We start from the raw sequence: 24,238 nt of genomic DNA on the forward strand, positions 1-24,238 counted from the left end.
CACGTCGCATGACCAAGCGTGCATTCGTCACCGGCGTGACCGGACAGGACGGCTCGTATCTTGCCGAGCTTCTGCTCCGCAAAGGATATGAAGTCCACGGGCTGGTGCGCCGCACCAGCACGGTCGCACGCACCCGCATCGACCACCTTCACCGGCCCGACGATCCGTCGCCGCAATTCTTCCTTCACTACGGCGACATCACCGACGCGCTCCGGCTGCGCGATCTGCTCGAACGCATCGAGCCGGACGAAGTCTACAACCTCGCGGCGCAGTCCCACGTGCGGGTGTCGTTCGACGAGCCTGCGTTCACGGTCGAAGTGACCGGCATGGGCGCGGTCAATCTTCTCGAAGCCGTGCGCCGCATGAAGAAGCCGGCGAAGTTCTACCAGGCCTCTTCGAGCGAGATGTTCGGCAAGGTTGCCGAAGTGCCGCAATCGGAAAAGACGCCACTGCATCCGCGCAGCCCGTACGGCTGCGCGAAGGCGTTCGCGTACTACCAGGCCATCAACTATCGCGAAGCGTACGGGATGTTCGCGTGCAACGGCATCCTGTTCAATCACGAATCTCCGCGCCGCGGTGAAAGCTTCGTCACGAGGAAAATTTCGCGCGCGGCGGCGCGCATCAAGCTCGGCCTGCAGGACAAGCTTTCGCTCGGCAACCTCGACGCCAAACGCGACTGGGGTTTTGCGCCGGACTACGTCGATGCGATGTGGCGCATGCTCCAGCATCGCGAGCCGGACGACTACGTGGTCGCCACCGGCGAGACGCATTCGGTCGGCGAATTTCTCGAGAAGGCGTTCACGCGGGTCGGCCTGAGCTGGCGCGACCATGTCGTGCTCGACCCGAAGTTCGAGCGGCCGTCGGAAGTCGACCTGCTTCTCGGCGACGCGTCCAAGGCCCGCCGCGTGCTCGACTGGGAGCCGCACACGCTGTTCGACGAGCTCGTCGCAGTCATGGTCGACTCCGATCTCGAGCTCGCGAAGAAAGAATCGTAGCTCACACCAGCAACGTGCGGATGACGACCGCGAGCGCCGAAACGCTGGCGACCGCGAGAACCGCGCCGCGCGTGCGGCCTTCGTCGAGGTAACGCCGGCTCGCGCCGGACATCGCGAAGCCGACGCCGGTGGCCGGCAAGAGCAGCAGGCCGCTCGCGAGCTCGACGCGTCCGAAATGACCGGCGAGCGCCAGAGCAGGGATCGACATGGCGCTTCCGAGTGCGAAGTACGTGTTGAGCGTCGCGCGCAGCTCCGGCCCTTCGGCGTGCTGGTAGACGAGCGCAATCGGCGGCCCGCCGATCGACGTCATCGTTCCCATCACTCCCGAAACGAATCCGGTCGTGACCAGCGTGCGCCGGTTTCGCGGCAGCGCGAGGCCGGACAGGCTGAGCGCGACGGCCACGAGCACGAGCACGCCGAAGACGACGTTGGTCGTGTGCTCGGAAAACCATGCCAGCGCAGCCGCACCGATCGCAACGCCCGGAAGGCGGCCGAGAAGTGCGAGCGCGACGCCGGAGCGGTCGATGCTGGTGCGTTCGCGCACGGCCGACGCGAGCGACAGCACCAGCGAGCTCAGCATGATCGGGCCCGGAACGAGCTCCGGTGCGACGAGCGCGAGCAGCGGTGCGGAGATCAGCGCGTAGCCGAAGCCGACCGAGCCCTGCACCCAGGCGCTCACGGCAACCGCGATCATCGCTTCGACGGTCGCCTGATGCTCCATGCACGCGACGCTATCACCGGCGTGCGCGCGAACGCATCGCGCGGCGGTGCACGCGAATCGCGTTCGTGCGGGCGCGCAACGTGAACCGTCGCTGCGACGACGGGCCAGCGGAATGCAGAAAAGCGGCGTGCGTTCCGGATGGAACGCACGCCGCCGCTGCGAATCGGGACGGAAGTCCGGGCTACTTCGTCAGGTTCGCCTGCACGCTCGCCGTGCCGTTGACGGCCAGCGTACAGGTCGCCGCGGTTCCGGTGCACGCGCCGGTCCAGCTCACGAAGCGGAAGCCGGGCTCCGGAAGGATCGACAGCGTGATGCTGGTGCCCGGCACCGCCTTGACCGAGCACGTGCTGCCGCAACTGATCCCGGCCGGTGTGCTCGTGATCAGGCCTTTGCCGCCGCTGGTCTTGACGGACAGCGATGCCGTGGACGTGGTCGTGCCGCCGCCGCCGCCACCACCACCGCCGCCTCCACCGCCTCCACTCGTCGAAGCGGTGAACGTCGCGTTCGCCTGCAGATGTCCGTTCGTGACGACCGTGCACGTGCTGCCGAGGCCGCTGCACGCTCCGGTCCATCCGCTGAACACGTAGCCGCTCGCCGCCTTTGCGGTCAGCGTGACCGACATTCCGGCATTGTACGGAGAGACGCATTTGCTGCCGCAGCTGATCAGGCGATCGGCAGAATCGACGCTGCCGTTCCCGGTCTTCGTCACCGTCAGCGAATCCGACTGCACGTTGGCGGCCGTCATCTGCGTGCTGACGAGCTCGCCGAGCTCGCCGTCGGCCGGGGTGGTGCAGGTGCCGTCGGCACACAGGGCTTCATGCGTGACGGGATCGTAGGCGCCGGTGTACGCGTACATCTCGATGCGGCGCACGACCGAGCGCGTGGTCGGCTGGATCGGGCCGCCATTGCGCTTGCGCTGGCGCTTTCCGTTGCCGCCGAGCGGTTCGGTCTGGATCACGTCCCAGTTCGATTCGAGCTGGGCAGCATCCATCGGGACGATCGCCGCGTTGTCGGCGACGAGCTGGTCGAGGTTCACCTCGAAGGGAAGCTGCCGCACGTACACGCGCATCCACTGCGCATCGCCGTAAAGGCTCGGCGCTTCGGCGGGCTGCGGAGCCTGCACTTCGACGACGATCTCCGGCGGATTGCCGACCACGGCAGGCTGCTGCACGTAGTAGCTGGGCATCGGGATCGCGGTCGGAGGATCGACCGGAGTGAGCACGCCGGGGCTCGCCGGATCGTCGCAGAGCCAGCGCGCGGTCACGTGCGACGGATTGCCGTACGCGCTCGTTCCGAAGTGTTCGCAGCCCGAATCCTGGTACGTCGCCGGACCGGTCCACTGGTAACACTGCCCGGGAAACCAAGGCACGGTGTGCTGCAGCGTTCTTTCCGTGTACGCGCCGTTCGCGTCGACCGGGCTCTCCCATCGCACGCTTACGCCGCCGGCATAGTCGGTAACCGTCGGCGCTCCGTAGCGCTCGGTGGAGAACGAATACGGGATGTCGGCTTTGGTCAGCCCGTCGATGTCGATCTCGAAACCATGACAGACGAGGCCGGTGTCGTTGGCGATGTCGAAGTTTCCGATCGAGCCGTAAATGATCGCTGACTGCGCGTGCGCGTCATGCGGTCCGGCGATGAGGCCGGCCGCGACCAGGCCTGCGAGTGCGGCGCCGTGAAATGTGCGTCTGCTGCGTTGCATGTTCGTCCCCTGTCCTTGCGAAGCGACTCTGCGCTCCGTTGTGATTTGGATTTCCGGCGTTCGCCGGACGGACAGGGAAATGCAGCAAGCGTGCCACCGGGAACCGACGCGTTGGTCGAGCGCGCGACGTCCGATTGCGCTCCGGAACCGGGAAAGCGTGCAGATTTTTGCAGGGTCGAGAAAAAACGTTCGCGCGATCTGGCCCGTGCGGGCGAGATGCCCCGGGCCTGACACACCGCCGTCTCAGCCTGCGGCGAGCGTCGTGATCACCGAATCGGCGATCTCCAGGCCGCGATCCGTCAGCGTGACGACGTGTCCGCGGCGCGTCAGAAGGCCGCGTTCGACGAACGAATCGAGCCGGGGCGCGGCATCGATGAGCGGAATGCGAAACAGCTTTTCGAATTCCGCTGCGTCGATGCCGCGCGACAGGCGCAGGCCGACCATCAGGAACTCCGCGATCGCCATCTCGCGCGAGAGCGATTCCTCGCTCGCGTGCCACGCGCCGTCTTTGGCCGACATGTACAGCTCCGGCAGTCTTCGATTGGCGTAGCGACGGCCCCAGGACGCACTCTCGAAGTCAGCAGCCGGTGCGCCGCTTTCCCTGTCGTCACCGACGCGCGGGCCTGCAGACACATCATCCGTTCCGGCGGCGAAGCCGTGCGCGCCGGCGCCGAGGCCGAGGTAATCGCGCCACGTCCAGTATGCGAGGTTGTGGCGGCTCTCGCGTCCCGGCCTTGCGTAGTTGGAAATCTCGTACTGGCCGAGGCCGGCGTCGCCGAAGCGCTCGCGCGCGAGGCGAAACATCGCGAGCTCGGTTTCCTCGTCGGCGGCGGTGATCATGCCGGCGTTTCGCATGCCGGTCATCGGCGTGCCCTTTTCGTACGTGAGGCAGTAGGCCGACACGTGCTCGCTCGCGAGCCCGATCGCCAGGCGCACGTCGCTCTCCCAGTCGGCCAGCGACTGTTCGGGGATGCCGTAGATCAGATCGCACGAGATATTCTCGAAACCGGCGCGGCGCGCGGCCGCGAACGCTCCGACGGTTTCGTCCGCGCTGTGAATGCGCCCGAGCGTGGCCAGATGCCTGGCCTGGAAGGATTGCGCGCCGAAGCTGACGCGGTTGATGCCGGCTTCGCGAAAGCCGCGCAGCTTGGCTTCGCCGCCGCCTTCGAGCGACCCCGGATTGGCCTCGAGCGTGATCTCCGGGTCGTCCGTAAATCCCCACAGCTCGTCGAAGGTTCTCAGCAGCACCTCGATGCTCGGCGGCGCGAACAGCGACGGAGTTCCGCCGCCGAAGAACACCGTCGAGACCCGGCGGCCGGTCCACTCGGGACCCCGCGCAGCAAACGCTGCTTCGCGGACGAGCGAAGCCACGTATCGCTCCTCGGGAATCCGTTCGGCGACGTAGGTGTTGAAATCGCAGTACGGACAGCGCTTCGCGCAGTACGGGAGGTGGACGTAGATCGAGAACGGACTCGTCAACGGACTCGTCATCGGACTCAGCATGGGTCCGCCGTCAGCGAGCCTGTTTGCGGGCCGTGAGCCTTACGTGCGTACGGCCGCCGCCCGGTGCGCATCGTGCGGATGCGCATGGCGGTGTACGGATCAATGATAGCGCCGCACCAGCCCCACCACACCGCCGCGGATCTTCAGGTCGCCGTTCTCGACGACGATCGGCTTGTAGGCGGCATTGGACGGCTGCAGCCGGACGCTTCCGTTCTTCTCGCGGTAGAAGCGCTTGACGGTGGCTTCACCGTCGACGGTCGCTACGACGACGTCGCCGTTGCGCGGATCGGGCCGCTCTTCGACGAGGATGACGTCACCGTCGAGAATGCCTTCTTCCATCATCGAATCCCCCGTCACCCGAAGCGCGTAGCTGTCGCGTTTGCGGATCAGGCTCTGCGGGACGTCGATCGTGTCGTTGCCTTCGATCGCTTCGATCGGACGGCCGGCCGCGACGCTGCCCAGAAGCGGGATCGTGATCGATGCAGGCCGTCGGCGCTCTTCTGTGATTTCGATCGCGCGGCTGTGATTCCATTTGCGGCGGATCAGCCCCTTGGTTTCGAGATTCGAAAGATGCTTGTGAACGGTTGCCATCGAGCGCAGCTCGAAGCGCTCGCCGATCTCCTCCAGCGTCGGCGCGTAGCCGTTCTTCGTGATGCTCTGTTCGATGTAGTCGAGGATTTCTTTCTGGCGCTTGGTCAGTGTGGCCATCGGATTCGCTCCATACGCGCGTGCGTTCGCGGATTCCCTGCGGTGTCTCTGCCGGCTTATTGCCGACATTCCGGTCAATTCTCGAATCGTCGGACCTGTGTGCCAGATCCGGGATCAACCTAGGCGAAAATGTAGCGAAGCTCAATGCCTTCGGCGTCATTTTTCGGGATTACGCATGGATCGTCCGAAATCGTCCGGACCGCGAACGTCGGGCTATTGCGGGGCCGGCGGGGCCGCAGTGGGCGGCGGACCGTCGCCGTCCTGCACTGCGCGCCGTCCGCGGCCGAGCTGGTACTCGCGCACCGCCCGGTTGTGCGTCGCAAGATTCGGGCTGAACTCATGCGAGCCGTCGCCTCGCGCGACGAAGTAGAGATCGCCGACGGGCGCCGGATGCAGCACGGCGTCGATCGATGCCCTGCCGGGATTGCAGATCGGCCCCGGCGGAAGCCCCTTCCTCATATATGTGTTGTAGGGAGTCGGGGTCGCGAGGTGCGCCCGGGTCAGGTTCCCGTCCCACGGCAGTCCCGAATCGATCACTCCATAGATGACCGTCGGATCGGTCTGCAGCGGCATCCCGGCTTTCAGCCGATTGAAGAACACGGCGGCGATTCGAGGCCGCTCCTCTCCCTGGGCCGTTTCCTTCTCGACGATCGATGCAAGCGTCAGCAGCTCGTCGAGCGGCAGCGGCGGCTGGCGAGGCGCCGCCGCGAGCAGCGGATCGACCACCTGATGAAAACGCGCGAGCTGGAGCGCGACGATCTCTCCCGGGGACATCCCGGGAACGAGGTCGTAGGTGTCGGGGAACAGGAAGCCTTCGGCGCAGCTTGCCGTCGCCGGCGCTCCGGCCGCGCGACGGAACTCGTCGGAGCAGGCGACCGCCACATAGCTGGATGCCGTGACGGCGCCGGCCGCTTCCAGCAGCGCTCCGATCTCGCGCAGCGTACGGCCCTCGGGGATTGTCACGCGCAGGATCGGTTTCGGCGGGCTCGCGAGCTCGGCGAGAACGGACGCCAGCGTCACCGTTCCCTCGAACTCGTGGCGCCCGTACTTGATCGTACGGTCGATGCCTTTCCAGTGTGCCATCGCCAGGAACGCGCGCTCGTTGCCGACCAGATCCGCTTCGCGAAGCTTGCCGGCGATGCGCCGCAGGCTCTCGCCGGGCTGCACTTCCACGCTGGTTTTTACCGGGAGAACGACGCTGCGACTCGTCTCGCTCTTTATGACTGCGATGACAGTGACGGCTGCTGCCGCGAGTGCGACAACCACGAGCATGACGAGTGCGACGAGAGCGCGTTTCATCGGCGATGTGGACGGCGCCAAAAAGCGCCGGTCGTGGTCGCACGCCACGAACAGACAGAGGAAGGGCGAGGCCGAGCCGGAGCGAGGTTCACGGGCGTGGCTGCGAGTCGAGCCACGACTGAAGGATGAGCGCGGCGGCGATGCGATCGCGGACCTGCCTGCGGCGATTTCGCCGCATCCCGCTCTCGATCAGCATCCTCTCGCCCTCGGCCGTCGTGAGCCGCTCGTCCTGGAAAACCACCTCGCGGCCGGTTTCGCGGATGAACCTTTCGCAGAAATGGCGCACGCGGTCGGCCTGTTCGCCTTCTTCGCCGCGAGGGTTAAGTGGTAGTCCTGCAATGACTTTTTCGACATCGTACGATTCCAGCATGGTCTGGATGGCGGCGCAGTCGACCGCCAGCGAACGGCGCTCGACGACGCCGATCGGCTGCGCCGTGAGGCGCAATGCGTCACTTACAGCGACGCCAATACGTTTGTCTCCCACGTCCAGTGCGGCTAGCCTGCGCATGGTCAGGGATCCATCGCCCAGGGGACTGGTCGGGCGAGGAGACCTCGGGGAAGTCGGGATAGTCGGTAAAAGGCTCGGGCCACGGACTGAGAGTAACGGGCGAGGCCGGTCGGGCAAACGACGGCTCGTCACAGGGAGACTGCTGGCACAGGTGCTGGCGTTGACAGGCGCAGGACGGGAAGGCAACGTACTTTGAACTTGCGTAAAACAGGTTTCATGGATTGGCGGCCGCTTGGGCCGCTGTCCAGCGTGGGGTGTGGAAGATGATGGTGGGAACGCTGGGGCAGCCGCCCAAGAATGGTGATCTCGGTCCTGGGCGCCTCGTGGTGCTCGGACTCGTGGTCAGCATGGTGTCCTTCGCGGGATTCCGTGTGGCGACCGACACGAAACCGGTACGTATCGCTGCGGCGAAACAAGACACCGAAGATATCGTCAGCGCATCGATCCCTTCTCCCATTCCTCGCGGCTTCTTCACTCCTTCTACTGCACTTCCAGCCGCACCAGCCGCCGCACCGGCCGCCGAATCCTCTCCTGAAGAACAAAGCCTCTCCGACGTGCTCCCGGTCTTCGAACCGGTCGAGCCGGAATCCAAAGTCTCCGCGGTCCTTGTCTCGACGCCGGTCGATGACGCTGGATCGCTCGCCGATGTTCCCGAGTTCCGCGACACCGAGCATCGCTTCCGCACCGGCGAGACGTTCGCCGAGGTTCTCGGTTCGAACGGCGTCAGCAACACCAACGCGGCGGCGTGGATCAAGGCTGCGAGCCGCATCTACGCCCTCAGCCAGATCCGCGAAGGCCAGAAGCTGGCGATGCGCATCGACGTCGCGGCTTCCGACCTCGTCTCGATGAAGATGGACATCGACGCGACGACCTATCTGGTCGCGCGCCGCAAGGACGGCGTCGTCGTCGCCAACCGCGAGTCGGTCGAGTTCGGACGCGTCCGCCGCGTCGTCGAAGGAACCATCGACGCGAGCTTCTACGCGAGCGCCGCGCGCGCCGACGTACCCGACGAGATCATTGCCGAAGTCGCCGAAGTGCTCGGGTGGGAGCTCGACTTCGAGAAGCTACCGCAGGGCTCGCGCTTCAACATCCAGTTCGAGGAGCTGCGCAATCCGGACGGCGCCGGCACGCTTCCCGGACAGCTTCTCTCGGTGCGTATCGTCGAGACCGGCGGCAAGCTTCACGAAGGCATCTGGTACCGCCAGGGCGACGACAAGACCGGAGCGTACTACACGAGCAAGGGCCAGGCGCTCGGCCGCGACTACCTGCGTTTCCCGGTGTCGTTCACGCGCATTTCTTCCGGATTTACGTTCTCGCGGCTGCATCCGGTGCTGAACCGGGTTCGCCCGCACTACGGCGTGGATCTCGCAGCGCCGACCGGAACGCCGGTTCACGCGGTGGCCGACGGCAGCGTCGAGCTTGCGGCATGGAAAGGTGGATACGGACGCTACGTCGAGATCCGCCACGACGACACGTACAAGTCGGGCTACGGACACCTTTCGCGAATCGCGACGGGCCTTCGTCCGGGCTCCACCGTCAAAAAAGGCGACATCATCGGGTACGTCGGCTCGACCGGCATCGCGACCGGTCCGCATCTTCACTACGTGATGTACAAGGACGACGTCTACATCGATCCGATGAGCGCCGCAGCGCCGCGTTCGCGGTCACTGACCGGCGATGCGAGCCGCCGCTTCTTCGACATGGTCAAGAAGATCGAGGCTGCCTACGCCGCAGCCGAACGCGCCGGCGGCACGCTGGTGCTGGCCGCGAGCTCGAAGCCGGGATCGACGTCGATCGACTGAGCCACCGCGCGGCTCGCCTTCCAGCTTTCTCTATTCGCCGCTGACGTCGAGGATCACGTCGCGAAGCGGCCCGTACAGCACGGAGCTTGCGGCGATCAATCCCGGAAGCAGCGTCTTCGCGTTGTTGAACGTGAGCGGCTTGCCGAAGCGGTCGGTTACGACTCCGCCGGCTTCCTCGACGAGCATCGTTCCCGCACAGATGTCCCACTCGTTCTTCGGCGTCAGTGAAAACGTCGCGTCGGCCATTCCGGCCGCGATCTGCGCGAACTTGTACGCGACGCTGCCGGTCAGCTTCACCTTCATCAGGCTCTTGTAGGCATCCCACTCGCCGCGTTTGTCCTCGCTGCGGCTGGCGAGCACGACGGCATCGGCGACCTTCGTCTGGTCGGTGCAGCGCACGGGTTTGCCGTTGAGCGTGGTTCCGCCGCCACGACGGGCCGCAAACAGCAGATCCTCGGCGGGATTGTAGGACACGCCGACCTGGACGACGCCGTCGACGACCAGCGCGACGCACACGCAGAATTCCGGGATGTGCTGCGTGAACTCCTTGGTGCCGTCGAGCGGATCGACGATCCACACTCGCGACTTCGACAGGCGCTCGGTCGTGTCGGCGGTTTCCTCCGACAGCCAGCCGTCGTCGGGGAACGCACCGAGAACCACGGCCTTGATCGCCGCATCGGCCTCGGTGTCGGCCACCGTCAGCGGATTGTCGGGGGCCTTCTCGTGGACCTCGTACTCGCCTTTGTAGTACTTCGCGACGATGGCGCCGCCCGCACGGGCGGCTGCAATGGCAACTTCGAGCTCTCGCTGCATGGCTGGTTATCCTGATGGGCTGCTGGATCGCCGCGGGCTGTCCGTCCGGCCTGGCGCTCGCCCGCCGCGCGACCCGCGATCCGTTTCGGCGCAGTTTCCCGAAGATCCTGCGACGGCAAAATTGTCCGGGGACGTCCGGGACGCGGACGCAATAACGGGTTCGCGCGCCGCTTCCAACTTTGGGCGCCGCCGAAATCCACTTGCACAGCCAGCCTTTCCCTTGGATTCTCTCCTTTCGCCCGCCGTTCGAACGGCCGTCGAAGGACCGTTGGTCCCGGGAAGTCTTCCCGCGGCGCCCGAGGGATTTCCCGAAGGCGCCCGAGGTGTTTTCCGAGGATACGGACGCAGGATGAACGTGCGCAGCAACTCCACCCGCGGAATCGCCGTCTTCGGCCTCGCCCTCGCATCCGTCCTGATGGCGGCCGCCGAATCGCCGGCCGCCACCCCGCTACCCGTGCAGATCACCGCGGACGATTCCGGGACCGGATGCGCCAGCTCCACGCCGGTATCGGATTCTACGGGTACGATCGCCGCGTGGCAGTCCGATTGCGATCCGGCCACGACCAACGCGGACGGCAGCACCGAGATCTTCCGTGCGATCGTGGGCTCGGCGCCCGTGCAGCTTACCGACAAGACCGCGTGCACGAGCAGCCGCCCGACCATCAGCGCCGACGGAACGCGCATCGCGTTCGAGTCCGACTGCGACCTGGTCGGCGCCAACGCCGACGGCAACATCGAGATCTTCCTGTGGAAGAACGGAACTCTATCGCAGCTCACCACATCGACCGACTGCGAAAACCTGGCGCCATCGATCAACGGCCCCGGCTCGTTCGTCGCGTTCGACAGCACCTGCAACATCTTCGGAACCAACAACGACGGCCGCGGCTCGGAGATCTACCGCGTCTCGGTGCAGGGCGTGCTGAAGCAGCTCACGACCGACGCGACCGGCAACTGCGACAGCACGTCTGCGTCGATCGACAGCAGCGGCAACCTCGTCGCGTTCGATTCGGACTGCGACCTCACCGGCGAGAACGAAAACCTGGCCGTCGAGATCTTCACCGTGACCTCTGCGGGCGCCGTCAGACAGCTCACGTTCGCGCCCGACGATTCGTGCTCGAGCGTGCATCCGGAAATGGATGCTGCAGGGACCATCGTCGGCTTTCACAGCGATTGTGACTTTACCGGAGGCAATCCGGACGCCGGCGACGAGATCTTCACGGTAACGACCGCTTCGCGCACGGTGCAGCAGGTATCGAGCTCGCCTCTCGGAGCCGCGTGCGCGAGCGGCGAAGTCCGCATGGCGTCGTCGGGCGGTGCGCTCGCGTTTTCGAGCTACTGCAAGCTTGCCGGCAACAGCGACGGCAGCATCGAGGTCTACCAGGTCACTCTCGGCGGCAGCAGCGTCGGCGGGCTTCTCGCCGTGACGAGCGGCAGCGACTGTTCGAGCATGGCCGGCGGCCTCAGTGCCGACGGCTCGCGCGTGATGTTCGACAGCGACTGCAATCCGTCCGGCGACAACGCCGACGGCAGCGTCGAAGTCTTCCGCGCGAGCGCGTGTGCGTGCGGCGCTCCGAACACGCGGCGGCTGCCTCCGCAGGATCCGCTCGCGAGCGATGCGCTGCTCATTCTGAAGGGCGCCGTCGGCAGCGCGAGCTGTGCGGCATGCGAGTGCGACACGAACGACGACGGCAAGGTCTCGTCCACGGACGCGCTTCGCACGCTCAAGGCGGTCGTCGGCGAGGCCGGCATCACGCTCGACTGTCCGAGCGAGTGACGCGCCTCAGCGCCCCCGGCGGAAGCCAAGGGCCGATCTCGGTGCTCAAGATACGGATCACTCAAAGCGCTGATGCATCCTGAGCGCTGATGCATCGGACGAAACCTGGATCACATTCCCCGGGGAATGTTCGTGCAGCAGGGACCAGGCGCGCCGACCGTGCTGTGCATCGCAACAACAAGCCCATCGCCGGTAGCGGCATCGCCACAAGGCGGTGTCCGTCGCGAGGTTGGCCATGTGTGCCCAAAGCCGTTGCCAGCCCGAACCCGCGCGCATAGCTTCCGCGACCGGAGCGATGGTGCGATGGTCGAACCTCAACAGCCGGATGCCGCTGGGACCGGCGGATTTGCCACGTTCGTCGCGACCGGTTTCGGTGCCGGGTTCTCGCCGGTCGCGCCGGGAACCGCCGGTACGATCGTTGCGATCCCGTTCGGCTGGCTCCTGACGTCCGGGCTTGCCGGACATCCGGTCGGCCAGATCGTCGCGGTCGCGCTCGCCGCCGCCATCGCCGTCTGGTCGGCCGGCGCCGCGGCTCCCGGCTTCCGACTGAAGGACCCCGGCCAGATCGTCGTGGATGAGATCGCCGGCTATCTGGTCACGGTGGCGCTGCTTCCACCCGGATGGCTGACCCTGGTCGCCGGATTCCTGCTGTTCCGGGTCTTCGACGTCCTCAAGCCGCCCCCGTGCCGACAGGCCGAGAAGCTGCCGGGCGGAATCGGCATCGTCGCGGACGACCTTTTGGCCGGTTTGTATGCCAATCTTTCGATCAGAATCTTGTGCATTTCCGGCATTCTTTCGCTTTAGTTTCGTGCAGGTCTGGCAATCGGTCCGAGGTTGGCGTAGAAAAAGCGAAAATCCATGACGACGACCATTCGTACAGCGGCGATCCTGGCAACCGGGGATGAAATCACCGGCGGCAGGACGGTCGACACCAACTCGGCCTGGATCGCCGACCGCCTGGCCGAGATCGGAATCGACGTCTCGCTGATTCTCGGCGTCAGCGACGATGTCGACCGGATCTCGTGGGCATGGCGGTCAGGCGTCGAAAAAGCCGACCTCGTCATTTCCACCGGAGGCCTCGGACCGACCAGCGACGATCTTACGACCGAAGCCGTAGCGGCCGTGGCAGGTGCGGCGCTCGAGCTCGACAACCGCGAGGCCGAGCGCATCCGCGAGTTCTTCCGTTCGCGCGGTCGCGTCATGCCGGAGAACAATCTTCGCCAGGCGATGATTCCGGCCGGCGCGGTGATCGTCCCGAATCCCGTCGGAACCGCACCGGGCTATCGCCTTTCGATCGCGCGCACGGGCGGCGGGGCTTCCGGTCGCAGCGCCTCGGTCGGCATCGTGCTGCCCGGCGTGCCGCGCGAAATGAAGCCGATGTTCGAGGCCAGCGTGCTGCCGTGGATCCGCGAACACGTCGATCCGTCACGCGTCGTCGTCTCGCAGACATTCTCCACGTTCGGCCTTCCCGAGTCCGCTCTCGACGAACGCCTTCGCGGCGCCGTCCCTCCTTCGCGTGGCCGTCTTTCGTTTCGTGCGAGCTTTCCGAAGATCACCGTGCGCATCGGCGTTGCCGGTGCTCGCGAGACTGCGGCGCGTGAGCTCGAAGCACTGGCTCACGACGTGCGCGCACGCATCGCCGAAGTCGTCTACGCCGAAGGCGACCTTAAGATGGAAGAGGTCGTCGGCCGTCTGCTCGGCGAACGAAAGCTGATGCTTGCGACCGCCGAGTCGTGCACGGGCGGGCTCCTGTCGAGCCGCATCACCGATGTTGCGGGAAGCTCGGGTTATTACAGCGGTGGCGTTGTGGCCTACAGCAACGATCTGAAACAACGTCTTCTCGGAGTCCGCGTGAAGACGCTCAACGAATTTGGTGCCGTCAGCGAACAGACGGCACGGGAAATGGCGACCGGTGCGCTTTCTGCCGGCGCCGCCGACATTTCGATCGCGACCACCGGCATCGCCGGACCCGACGGCGGCACGCCGGAAAAACCGGTCGGCACCGTCGCGATCGCGATTGCGCGCCGCGTGGCCGGAGGAAGCGACGAGGTCGATTCGCGGCTCTACCGGTTCTGGGGCGGCCGCGACTGGATCAAGATCCTGACGGCGCAGGTCGCTCTCGACTGGATCCGCCGCAGCCTTCTCGGGCTGCCCGTACTCGAGCCGGGCAATCTTACGCCGGCCAGACCGAAGACGGAGGCCGCATGAACCAGATGCAGGCAGGCATCGGCGCGCGCGCCGAGAGCATGATCGTAAATCGGGCAACGGCCGGCCACAGAGGCCGGCCCGGGAAATACAGCAGGCCGTAACGGCGGCCATGGAACAACCGGCAATCAAGCCGAGGCAATAAAGCCGAGAAGGAAAGGAGCGGAAGAAGATGTCGACGGAAGAAAAGAAGAAGGCTCTCGAGCTCGCAGTCAGCCAGATCGAAAAGCAGTTCGGCAAGGGCTCGCTGATGCGGCTCGGCGCCGATGACGTGGCCAAGGATATCCCGGTCGTGCCGACCGGATCGCTCGGGCTCGATGTGGCGCTCGGCGTCGGCGGCCTGCCGTGCGGTCGCGTGATCGAGATCTACGGGCCGGAATCCTCGGGCAAGACCACGCTGGCGCTGCAGGTGATCGCGCAGGCGCAGCGGCGCGGCGGCACGGCGGCGTTCGTCGACGCCGAGCATGCACTCGACACGAACTATGCCCGCAAGCTCGGCGTGCGTACCGCCGAGCTGCTTATCTCGCAGCCCGACAACGGCGAGCAGGCGCTCGAGATCACCGAGACGCTCGTGCGCAGCGGCGCGATCGACGTGCTGGTCATCGATTCGGTGGCGGCCCTCGTTCCGCGCGCCGAGATCGAAGGCGACATGGGCGAGCCGCAGATGGGACTCCAGGCGCGCCTGATGTCGCAGGCGCTCCGCAAGCTCACCGGCACGATCTCACGCTCGAACTGCATCGTCATCTTCATCAACCAGATCCGCATGAAGATCGGCGTGATGTTCGGCAACCCCGAGACGACCACCGGCGGCAATGCGCTCAAGTTCTACGCGTCGGTGCGCCTCGACATCCGCCGCATCGCTTCGCTCAAGCAGGGCGAGCAGGTCATCGGCAACCGCACGCGCGTGCGCGTGGTCAAGAACAAGGTCGCACCGCCGTTCCGCGAAGCGGAGTTCGACATCCTTTACGGCACCGGAATCAACAAGGACGGCGAGCTGCTCGATCTCGGCGCCGAGATGAACATCGTCGACAAGAGCGGCTCGTGGTACTCGTTCGGCGGTGAGCGGATCGGCCAGGGGCGTGACAACGCGTGCGAATTCCTGCGCGAGCATCACGACATGGCCAACCAGATCGAAGCCAAGGTTCGCGAAGCCGTCGGGCTTCCGTCGGGCGCGCCGGTTCTGAAAGTGGTCGACGGCGGTCTCAGCGACGTCAAGTCCGATGCGAGGGCCGACGACGCCGACGGCAAGGCAAAGAACCTGAAGGCCGCAAAGGCGACCGGCTCGAAGTAGGCGTCCCGGCGCCATCATGATGGAGCGGGCAAAAGCCGCACGCCCGGGGCGTGCGGCGCCTTCGCGCAAGCGCGAAACGTCGCGCGGCGCGCCTCGCGAGAAGTCAGCGCGCGCAGCGACGAGCGCAGTCGAATATGCGATTGCGCTCGTTGCTGCCCGGTCGCTGCCGGAGAAGCGGCTGCGCGAGAAGATCGCGCAGCGCTACGACGCAGACGAAACCGAAAACGCGATCGTCCGCATGCGCGAGCTTCGGCTCGTCGACGACGTCGCGTGGGCTGAGCGCTTCGTGCGCGATCGCTTCGAGCGCAGCGACAAGGGTCGTCACCGTATTCGCAACGAGCTCGTGCGGCTCGGAATCGCCGCGGCATCGATCGATGCCGCGATCGAGCGCGTGGTCGATCCCGACTCCGAGCGCGACAAGGCGGCTCGTGTTCTGGAGCGCATGCAGGCGCGGACGGGTCGGGACCGTCACGAGCAGGATGATGCGGGCGGCTGCGGCGACGTCGACGATGCGACCGCCGATCGCAGCGCATCGCGCGAGGCGGAAATGGCGAAAAACCGCCTGTTCCGCCGCATGCTCGCGCGCGGATATCCCGCCGGACTGGTGCGTGACTTGCTGGACGTTTCCTAGTATCCCGTGACCGCTGCATGACCGGTACCGAAGTCCGCAAGTCCTTCCTCGATTTCTTCCGTTCGAAGGGCCACCTGATCGTTCCGAGCGCGCCGATCGTCCCCGTGGGCGACCCGACGCTGATGTTCACCAACTCGGGCATGGTGCAGTTCAAGAACGTGTTTCTCGGCATGTCCGAGCCGCCGGCTGCACGCGTCGCCGACAGCCAGAAATGCCTGCGCATCTCCGGCAAGCACAACGACCTCGAAGACGTCGGCCGCGACACCTACCATCACACGTTCTTCGAAATGCTCGGCAACTGGTCGTTCGGCGACTATTACAAAGCCGAAGCGATCGAATGGGCGTGGGAGCTGCTGACGGGCGTCTGGGGTCTGCCGAAGCAGCATCTCTACGCGACCGTCTACAAGACCGACGACGAAGCCGAGCAGCTCTGGAAAAAAATCACCGACATCGGGCACGACCGCGTGCTGCGCTTCGCCGAGAAGGACAACTTCTGGGAGATGGGCGAGACCGGGCCGTGCGGCCCGTGCTCGGAAATCCACATCGACCGCGGCGAAGGCTCGTGCGACATGCAGCATGTCGCCGGGCACGTGTGCGCGGTCAACGTCGGTTGCGCACGCTACATCGAGCTGTGGAACCTGGTCTTCATCCAGTACCACCGCGACGATGCCGGCAAGCTCCATGAGCTGCCGGCCAAGCACGTCGATACCGGCATGGGCCTCGAGCGCGTCGCATCGGTGCTCGAAAACGTGGCCGGCAACTACGACGGCACGCTGCTGCGGCGCCTGATCGCAACCGCCGAGAAGCTGTCGAAGCTTCCGTACGGAACAGGCGACGACCGCGACATTTCGTTCCGCGTGCTGGCCGACCACAGCCGCGCAATCTCGTTCATGATCGTCGACGGCATCGAGCCCGGCAACGAAGGCCGCGGCTACGTGCTGCGCCGGCTCCTTCGCCGCGCGGCGCGCCACGGGAAAACCCTCGGCCTCGGCGACGCGTTCCTCTACCGCATCTGCGACACCGTCGTCGAGACGATGGGCGACCAGTACGAAGAGCTTGGACGCAATCGGGACAAGATCCTAGCCACCGTACGCGACGAGGAAGAACGCTTCGCCGTGACGCTCGACCGCGGCCTGGTGCATCTCGACAGCGAGGTTGCGCGCCTCGGCACCGGCGCGACACGCCTTCCCGGCGACGTCGCGTTCCGGCTCTACGACACCTACGGATTCCCGGTCGACATGACCGACGACATCCTGCGCTCGCGCGGCATGGCCGTCGATCGCGACGGTTTCGAGGCTGCGCTCGAAGAGCAGCGCGAACGCGGTCGCGGCGCACAGGCCGCACGCGGCGGCGCTCGCGATTTCACGCTGCTCGTTGCTGCTGCGCGCGAGCGCGGAGTGCGTTTCGCCGGTGCGTTCGTCGAAACCGCCGAGTCGCGCGTCAGCGGCCTTTCGCGCGGCGGCGAGCTCGTTCCCGCATTGCGTGAGGGCGACGAAGGCGAGCTCACCGTCGAGCTCACGCCGTTTTACGGCGAAGGCGGCGGCCAGGTCGGCGACGTTGGCGTGATCGAGAAGGCCGACGGTTCGCTCCTGCGCGTGCTCGACACCCAGAAACCTGCGCCCGACGTCATCGTGCACCTGGTGCGTGTGGACAAGGGCGAGGTCCGCGTCGGCGACGACGTCGTGCTGCGCATCGATGCCGCGCGCCGTCAGGCGATCCGGCTCAACCATTCGGCGACCCATCTGCTGCACGCGGCGCTGCGCCACCATCTCGGCAGCGGCGTCCACCAGCAGGGCTCGCTCGTCGATCCGTCGCGCCTGCGCTTCGACTTCAATCATTCCGGGCCGGTTGCCGATCGCGCACTGGTCGACATCGAGAGCGAAGCCAACTCGGCCATCCGCGCGAACTACGAAGTGACCGAAACCGAGATGCCGTACGATGATGCGATCGCGGCCGGCGCGCTTGCGTTCTTCGGCGACAAGTACGGCGACGTCGTCCGCGTGCTGAAGATGGGCGACTATTCGGTCGAGCTCTGCGGCGGCACGCACGTGTCGCGAACCGGCGACATCGGCCTCGTGCGGATCACGGCAGAAAGCGGCGTCGCCGCCGGCGTGCGGCGCCTCGAAGCCACGACCGGCTCGGGCGCGTTCGAGATGATCCGCCGCCGCGACGAGATCCTGCGGGAGATCGCGCAGATCCTGAAGATCCGCGAGGAAGACACGGTCGGCCGCATCGAGAAGCTCCTGAGCGAAAGCCGTGAGCTCGAAAAGAAGCTCGCGCGCGTGTCCGAAGGCCAGTCGCGCGACGTCGTGTCGGAGCTCGCTGCGCGCGCCCGATCGGCCAGCGACGGCACGCATTTCGTGGTTTCGCGCGTCGAGGGCGTCGACGCCAAGTCGCTGCGCTCGGTCTCGGACCGGCTGCGCGAACGGCTCGGTTCGGCGGTCGTCGTGCTGGCCGCCGACAACGACGGCGCGGCAAGCGTGCTGGTCGGCGTTACGCAGAACCTCACGTCGCGCTGGAATGCCAACGACCTCATCCGCCAGTTTGTTCCGCTCGTCGACGGGCGCGGCGGCGGCAAGCCCGACTTCGCGCAGGCCGGCGGCAAGAATCCCGCGGGCATTCCCGCGCTACTGGAGAAAGCCAACGAAATCCTCGTCTAGCTTCGAGTTCGCCGACCCGCAGCGGCTCCACGAGTTGTTCGGCAACCATGACGAGAACGTGCGCACGCTCGAGCGCGCTCTCGGCGTTCGCGTCGCAATGACGCCCGACGGCCTTCGAATCGACGGTGAGGATCACGAGAAAGAGCTCGCCGTGCGTGTGCTTCGCGAGCTTTACGGTGTCTCCACCGGCGGCCGTCCGGTTGCGCCCGGCGACGTCACGCGCGCGATCGAGATCCTCGGCGCGAGCAAGACCGCGACGCTCGCCGACATGTACCGGCGCCCGGTCTACGTCTCGCCGCGCGGCAAGGAGATCGCGCCCAAGACGACCAACCAGCGCCTCTACGTCGACGCGATCCGCGACCACGACCTCACGTTCGGAATCGGGCCGGCCGGCACCGGCAAGACCTACCTCGCGATGGCGATGGCCGTTGCCGACCTGTTCCGCGGCAAATACTCGCGCATCATCCTTACCCGTCCGGCGGTCGAAGCCGGCGAGAAGCTCGGCTTCCTTCCCGGCGACCTCGCCGAGAAGGTCAATCCTTACCTGCGGCCGCTCTACGATGCGCTGCACGACATGGTGAGCCTCGAGAAGGCGCAGACGATGATCGAGCGCGGCACAATCGAAGTGGCACCTCTCGCGTTCATGCGCGGCCGCACGCTCAACAACGCGTTCGTGATCCTCGACGAAGCCCAGAACACCACGCGCGAGCAGATGAAGATGTTCCTGACGCGTCTCGGCTTCGAGTCCAAGGCGGTGGTCACCGGCGACATCACGCAGGTCGATCTTCCGACCGCGCAGGTCTCGGGCCTGCACGACGCGTGGAAGATCCTGCAGAACATCCAGGGCATCGCGTTCATCGAATTCGAGGACCGCGACGTGGTCCGTCATCCGCTGGTCAAGCGCATCATCACTGCGTACGACAAGAAGACGTCGCCGCGCCGCGATAAAAGCTGACCGCTTGCCAATCGACATCGTCGACGAAACCGGTCGCGAGACAGTGCTCGCGGAAACGGCCGCCGCAGCTGCCGAGGCAATTCTCGCCATCGTCGGCCGGCCCGACTGCGAGCTCAGCATCGTGCTCGTCGGCGACGATCGCATGCGCGAGCTCAACCACGAGTGGCGCGGCAAGGATTCGCCGACCGACGTGCTGTCGTTCCCGCAGCTCGATGCGAACGCGTTCGGCCCTTCCGCGACGATGCTCGGTGACGTCGTGATTTCGCTCGACACGCTTCGCCGGCAGGCTGCCGACGGCGGTTGGACCGATCCCGAGGAGCTCACGCGGCTTCTCCTCCACGGCGTGCTGCATCTTCTCGGCCACGATCACGAAGACGACGTCGATGCGCGCGTGATGCTCGCCGAAGAAGCGCGCGTGGTGCGCGAGCTCGCAGCGCGCGGCATCGCATGCGCGTCGGAGGACCTCGCGTGAAACCCGCCGGCGTGCGCATCGCAGCCGCGGTGCTCTCGGGCCTGCTGCTGGCTGCGGCGTTTCCGAAGCTCGAGCAGGCGTGGCTCGCATGGATCGGCTTCGTTCCGCTTCTTCTCGCCGTGCGCGGCATCGGCGCGCGCCGCGCCGCACTGCTCGGATGGATCACCGGCTTCGTCTGGCAGGTCGCGACGATCTACTGGATTCCGTCGACGATCAGCAATTTCACGGCGATCCCGCCGATCGCAGCGAAGATGATCCTCGTGCTGCTTGCGGGGTTTTCCGCGTATCCGTTCGTGATCCTTGCGGCGTTCTCGGAATGGATTAGCCAAGCGCGCCCTGCGCGCGTTCCAGAAGGAGGCCTGTCGCGCCTGCTCACGCTGCCGGCGGTCTGGGTCGTGGCCGAATGGCTTCGCGTCGTCGTGATCGCCGGCTTTCCGTGGAACCCGGTCGGCAACACGCAGATCGCGTACGTGACGATGGCGCAGGCTGCGGATCTCGGCGGAGTGTATCTTCTGTCCGCGATCATCGTGCTTGCGAACGTCGCGATCGTGGAGGCACTGGCCGCTCGCCGCGCGGGTGCCGGTTCCATGATGGTGCCTGCGATCGCAGGTCGTCTTGCGATTGCCGTCGCGTGTCCGTTGCTGCTCTTTGCGTACGGGATGTGGCGTCTCGACGAGCTTGACGCCATTCCGTATACAGGCTCGCTCAAGGTCGGCATCGCGCAGGGAAACATCGCGCAGGACGAGAAGTGGAATCAGCGCCTGCGCGACCGGATTCTCGAGAAGTACCTGGATCTGACGAACCAGGCGGCGTCGGCCGGAGCGCAGCTCGTCGTCTGGCCCGAAGCTGCGCTGCCGTTCTACATCCAGCGCGACATGCGGTCGCTCGAGCTGACGCGCGTCGCGCGTGAGCGCGGAATCGACCTGCTGGTCGGTGCGCCGGGCATCGTCGAGCACGAAGGCGGCTCGCTGACCCCGTACAACCAGGCGTGGCTCGTGCGCAGCAGCGGAGACGTCGAAGGGCCCTACAACAAGATCCAGCTGGTGCCGTTCGGCGAATACATTCCGTTCTACGGACTGTTCGGCATGGTCAAGGTGGCGGTGCAGTCGGTCGGGCAGCTCGGCGCCGGAACCGAGTACAAGATCTTCGATACGGTCGAGCTCTCGCCGCCGGCCGCTGCCGGATCTGCTTCGAACGCGCCGCCACGCGCGACGAGCGGCGCGGCGGAAGCGGGGACGGCAAGCGCGACGGCCGCGACTGCCAGCGCGCCAGGCGCAGCAAAACGACCGGCGCGGTTTGCGACTCTGATCTGCTACGAGGGCATCTTTCCGACGCTCACGCGCAGCTTTGCCGCGGAGGGAGCCGACTTCCTCGTGAACATCAGCAACGACGCCTGGTATGGCGACACCTCAGCGCCGCACCAGCACCTCGCGATGGCTGCGATGCGCACGATCGAGAACCGCCTGCCGATGGTGCGATCGACCAACACCGGCATCTCGGCGTTCATCACCGACGAGGGCCGGATCGGGCCCGTGACGCCGCTGTTTCACGAAGACATGGTCGTCGAGACCGTTCTCGTGCGCGACGTATGGTCGTTCTACCGCGCATATGGCGACGTGTTCCTGCATCTGTGCCAGGCGTTCGTCGCCGTGGTCCTTGTCGCCGGTGCATACCGGCGGCGCATGCTACGGGCGGCCCGGCGTGCCGCGACTCCGCCGTAAGGCCGGCGCACGCCTATCGCGTCGCGCGACCTCGCGTCGGGTCTTGCGACGTTCAAATTGATCGCGCACACCCCTCGTGAAAATCTCCGCCCGTCATGGCAAAGGTCGAACCCGAAATCCGCGCGCGAGTGACCGCCCTCGAGGAGAGAGTCGATCTCCTCGGGCGGCGTCTTTGACGTAGATACCCTCCGCAAGCGCTTCGAAGAGCTCGACGCAAAAAGCCAGGATCCGTCGCTGTGGGAAAACCGCGAGGCGGCCGGCTCGGTGCTGCGCGAGCGCTCGAGCCTCGAATCGAAGATCACGCACTTCTCGAAGCTGAACGAGCTGCGCTCGGACGTCGGCGTCTACCTCGAAATGGCCGACGAGGGCGACGAGTCGGCGGCCGCCGAGCTGATGTCGCATCTTGCCGCGTGCGAGGCGCAGCTCGACGAGATCGAGCTGCAGCAGATGCTCTCCGGAGAGTACGACCGAAGCAACGCCATCGTCGAAATCCGGCCCGGCACCGGCGGCACCGAAAGCCAGGACTGGGCCGAAATGCTGCTGCGCATGTACCTGCGCTGGGCCGAGCGCCGCGGCCTCAAGGCCACGCTGACCGAGCTGCAGCCCGGCGAAGGCGCCGGCATCAAGTCGGCATCGCTCATTCTCGAAGGAGAGTTCGCGTACGGATACATGCGCGCCGAAGCCGGCATTCACCGGCTCGTGCGCATCTCTCCGTTCGACAATGCCGGGCGGCGGCACACGTCGTTCGCCTCGGTGATGGTCTGGCCCGAGATCGACGACACGATCGAGATCGACATCCGCGACGAGGACCTTCGCGTCGATACTTACCGCGCCGGCGGCGCCGGCGGACAGCACATCAACAAGACCGACTCGGCCGTGCGGCTGACCCATCTCCCGACCGGAATCGTCGTGGCCTGCCAGAACGAGCGCTCGCAGCACAAGAACAAGGCGTTCGCGATGAAGATGCTCGCGTCGCGCCTTTACGAGCTCGAGCGCCAGAAGCAGGAAGCCAAGATGGCCGAGCTCGGCACCACGAAGGTCGAAGCCGGCTTCGGCAGCCAGATCCGCAACTACGTGCTCGCTCCGTACCGCATGGTCAAAGACGTCCGCACGGGCTTCGAGGTGGGCAATACCGACGCCGTGCTCGACGGCGACATCGACGATTTCATCACCGAGTACCTGATGCAGTCGTCGCAGGGGAAGCTCGGAGCAGTCAAGGGCGCAGCGGTTCCGCGCTAGGAGCTGACCCGGGACTCGCGGACGATCAGGCGTCGTCGCTGCCGTCGTCCTCCGTTACGCCGTCGTCGTCGATTCCATCGTTGTCGTCGTCTTCGTCGTCGACATCGCTGACGCCGTCGTTGTCGTCGTCGCTGTCGTCGACGTCGTCGATTCCGTCGTCGTCGGCGTCGCTGTCGTCGACATCATCGATTCCGTCGTCGTCGTCGTCGGTGTCGGCCGCGTCTTCGATCCCGTCGTTGTCGTCGTCCGTATCGACGCTGTCGCTGATTCCGTCGTTATCGAGGTCGCCGTCCACGGAGTCGGCCTTGTGGTCGCCGTCCTCGTCGTTGTCGATCTTGTCCTTGACGCCGTCGTTGTCGTCGTCGCGGTCGCGTGGGTCGGCGATTCCGTCGTTGTCGTCGTCGGGATCGACGTTGTCGGCAATCCCGTCGTTGTCGTCATCGCCGTCGTTCTCGTTGTAGACGCCGTCGCCGTCGAAATCGTCGTTGTCGATGTCGGCATCGTCGACGTCGTCGAGAATGCCGTCGTTGTCGTCGTCCAGGTCCTGGAAGTCGCTTACGCCGTCGTTGTCGTCGTCGGCGTCCTTGCCGTCGGGGATACCGTCGTTGTCGTCGTCATGGTCACGGAAGTTCGCCTTGCCGTCGCCGTCAAAGTCGTCGTCGTCCAGCGTCGCCACGTCGGCGTCGGCCGAGTCCGGCACGCCATCGTTGTCGTCATCGGCGTCGGCGGTATCGTCGGTGCCGTCGTTGTCGTCGTCCGCGTCGCGGTCATCGCGTACGCCGTCGCCGTCGTCGTCTGTGTCATCGGCGTTGTCGATGCCATCGCCGTCGAAATCCGAGTCGTCGAGCTCGTCGGCGACCGCCGGCGACGGGCCGACTCCGAGATTGCTTCCGGCTGGCAGCAGCAGGACGGCGGCAGTCCCGAGGTGCAGACGGAAGAGCACCATCAGAAAGGTAGCGAAGTAGCGGCGGGCGTTGCCCGACCGCGAGTAGTGACTGTGCATCGAGTTGTTCTCCCTTTTCGATTCGAAGCGAGAGGCTTCGAAAGCGTGCCGGTGTACGCAAGGCGCGTGCCGGAATGCCGCAGTGTCGCGCCGCATGGTCTTTTCTCACGACACGGACATTCCGGTTTGCGCGAATGCGTTGCTCGACACGTACTTGTATCGATATCGGCCGCGGATCGCCGGTAAGCCTCGCCTTGCGTCGCGTTCTGCCGGTGCATCGCATCCGCGCAAGATCTGGA

20 protein-coding genes are annotated in these 24,238 nt (G+C 65.9%); 12 read left to right on the forward strand and 8 right to left on the reverse strand.

Annotated features, from left to right (window positions below; translation table 11 throughout):
* Window positions 1-8: 8 nt before the first annotated feature.
* Window positions 9-995 (forward strand): GDP-mannose 4,6-dehydratase, encoded by a 987-nt coding sequence (gene gmd, locus VN634_21375; protein HXC53452.1) that lies wholly within the window; start codon window positions 9-11, stop codon window positions 993-995.
* A gap of 1 nt (window position 996) precedes the next feature.
* Here gmd and VN634_21380 read toward each other — a convergent pair whose 3' ends face one another.
* The 6 genes from VN634_21380 to ruvX all read right to left on the reverse strand — a co-directional run bounded on the left by VN634_21380 (window position 997) and on the right by ruvX (window position 7,433).
* The gene (locus VN634_21380) at window positions 997-1,716 is read right to left on the reverse strand and encodes a sulfite exporter TauE/SafE family protein (protein HXC53453.1); all 720 of its coding nucleotides are present in this window, start codon (window positions 1,714-1,716) and stop codon (window positions 997-999) included.
* A 181-nt stretch (window positions 1,717-1,897) separates the two neighbouring features.
* Window positions 1,898-3,415 carry a hypothetical protein gene (locus tag VN634_21385; protein ID HXC53454.1) on the reverse strand — a complete coding sequence of 506 codons (1,518 nt, stop codon included), beginning with the start codon at window positions 3,413-3,415 and terminating at the stop codon, window positions 1,898-1,900.
* Window positions 3,416-3,658: 243 nt separating this feature from the next.
* Entirely contained in the window at window positions 3,659-4,906 is a 1,248-nt protein-coding gene (gene hemW / locus VN634_21390; protein HXC53455.1) for a radical SAM family heme chaperone HemW, read from the reverse strand.
* Between the two features lie 111 nt (window positions 4,907-5,017).
* A complete protein-coding gene (gene lexA, locus VN634_21395) occupies window positions 5,018-5,626 on the reverse strand; it encodes a transcriptional repressor LexA (GenBank protein ID HXC53456.1) in 609 nt (202 codons plus the stop codon).
* Window positions 5,627-5,839: 213 nt separating this feature from the next.
* Window positions 5,840-6,925 (reverse strand): endolytic transglycosylase MltG, encoded by a 1,086-nt coding sequence (gene mltG, locus VN634_21400; protein HXC53457.1) that lies wholly within the window; start codon window positions 6,923-6,925, stop codon window positions 5,840-5,842.
* Between the two features lie 88 nt (window positions 6,926-7,013).
* Window positions 7,014-7,433 (reverse strand): Holliday junction resolvase RuvX, encoded by a 420-nt coding sequence (ruvX, locus tag VN634_21405; protein ID HXC53458.1) that lies wholly within the window; start codon window positions 7,431-7,433, stop codon window positions 7,014-7,016.
* 263 nt (window positions 7,434-7,696) lie between these two features.
* Here ruvX and VN634_21410 point away from each other — a divergent pair, with 263 nt between their 5' ends.
* The gene (locus VN634_21410; protein ID HXC53459.1) at window positions 7,697-9,235 is read left to right on the forward strand and encodes a peptidoglycan DD-metalloendopeptidase family protein; all 1,539 of its coding nucleotides are present in this window, start codon (window positions 7,697-7,699) and stop codon (window positions 9,233-9,235) included.
* Window positions 9,236-9,265: 30 nt separating this feature from the next.
* Here VN634_21410 and VN634_21415 read toward each other — a convergent pair whose 3' ends face one another.
* A complete protein-coding gene (locus VN634_21415) occupies window positions 9,266-10,048 on the reverse strand; it encodes a 3'(2'),5'-bisphosphate nucleotidase CysQ (GenBank protein HXC53460.1) in 783 nt (260 codons plus the stop codon).
* A gap of 355 nt (window positions 10,049-10,403) precedes the next feature.
* On the opposite strand from VN634_21415, the gene VN634_21420 reads away from it, so the two are divergent.
* The 10 genes from VN634_21420 to prfB all read left to right on the forward strand — a co-directional run bounded on the left by VN634_21420 (window position 10,404) and on the right by prfB (window position 22,996).
* Window positions 10,404-11,822, forward strand: coding sequence for a hypothetical protein (locus VN634_21420; GenBank protein HXC53461.1), 1,419 nt, complete (start codon window positions 10,404-10,406; stop codon window positions 11,820-11,822).
* Between the two features lie 126 nt (window positions 11,823-11,948).
* Window positions 11,949-12,626: a phosphatidylglycerophosphatase A gene (locus VN634_21425; GenBank protein HXC53462.1), complete on the forward strand. Its 678-nt coding sequence runs from the start codon at window positions 11,949-11,951 to the stop codon at window positions 12,624-12,626.
* 54 nt (window positions 12,627-12,680) lie between these two features.
* Window positions 12,681-14,030, forward strand: coding sequence for a competence/damage-inducible protein A (locus tag VN634_21430; protein HXC53463.1), 1,350 nt, complete (start codon window positions 12,681-12,683; stop codon window positions 14,028-14,030).
* Window positions 14,031-14,199: 169 nt separating this feature from the next.
* Window positions 14,200-15,318: a recombinase RecA gene (recA, locus tag VN634_21435; protein ID HXC53464.1), complete on the forward strand. Its 1,119-nt coding sequence runs from the start codon at window positions 14,200-14,202 to the stop codon at window positions 15,316-15,318.
* Between the two features lie 16 nt (window positions 15,319-15,334).
* A complete protein-coding gene (locus VN634_21440) occupies window positions 15,335-15,949 on the forward strand; it encodes a RecX family transcriptional regulator (GenBank protein ID HXC53465.1) in 615 nt (204 codons plus the stop codon).
* Between the two features lie 17 nt (window positions 15,950-15,966).
* A complete protein-coding gene (gene alaS, locus VN634_21445; GenBank protein ID HXC53466.1) occupies window positions 15,967-18,609 on the forward strand; it encodes an alanine--tRNA ligase in 2,643 nt (880 codons plus the stop codon).
* Window positions 18,610-18,643: 34 nt separating this feature from the next.
* Entirely contained in the window at window positions 18,644-19,564 is a 921-nt protein-coding gene (locus tag VN634_21450) for a PhoH family protein (protein HXC53467.1), read from the forward strand.
* A gap of 4 nt (window positions 19,565-19,568) precedes the next feature.
* Window positions 19,569-20,036: an rRNA maturation RNase YbeY gene (gene ybeY, locus VN634_21455; protein ID HXC53468.1), complete on the forward strand. Its 468-nt coding sequence runs from the start codon at window positions 19,569-19,571 to the stop codon at window positions 20,034-20,036.
* Window positions 20,033-21,757, forward strand: a complete 1,725-nt coding sequence (gene lnt / locus VN634_21460) for an apolipoprotein N-acyltransferase (GenBank protein ID HXC53469.1) — start codon at window positions 20,033-20,035, stop codon at window positions 21,755-21,757. Before ybeY ends, lnt begins: the two co-directional genes overlap by 4 nt.
* A 153-nt stretch (window positions 21,758-21,910) precedes the next feature.
* A complete protein-coding gene (gene prfB / locus VN634_21465; protein HXC53470.1) occupies window positions 21,911-22,996 on the forward strand; it encodes a peptide chain release factor 2 in 1,086 nt (361 codons plus the stop codon).
* Between the two features lie 25 nt (window positions 22,997-23,021).
* Here prfB and VN634_21470 read toward each other — a convergent pair whose 3' ends face one another.
* A complete protein-coding gene (locus tag VN634_21470) occupies window positions 23,022-23,999 on the reverse strand; it encodes a hypothetical protein (GenBank protein ID HXC53471.1) in 978 nt (325 codons plus the stop codon).
* Window positions 24,000-24,238 lie beyond the last annotated feature (239 nt).

It is taken from the genome of Candidatus Limnocylindrales bacterium (assembly GCA_035571835.1).
In the GTDB taxonomy this organism is placed as follows: Bacteria; Desulfobacterota; Binatia; order UBA1149; family CAITLU01; genus DATNBU01.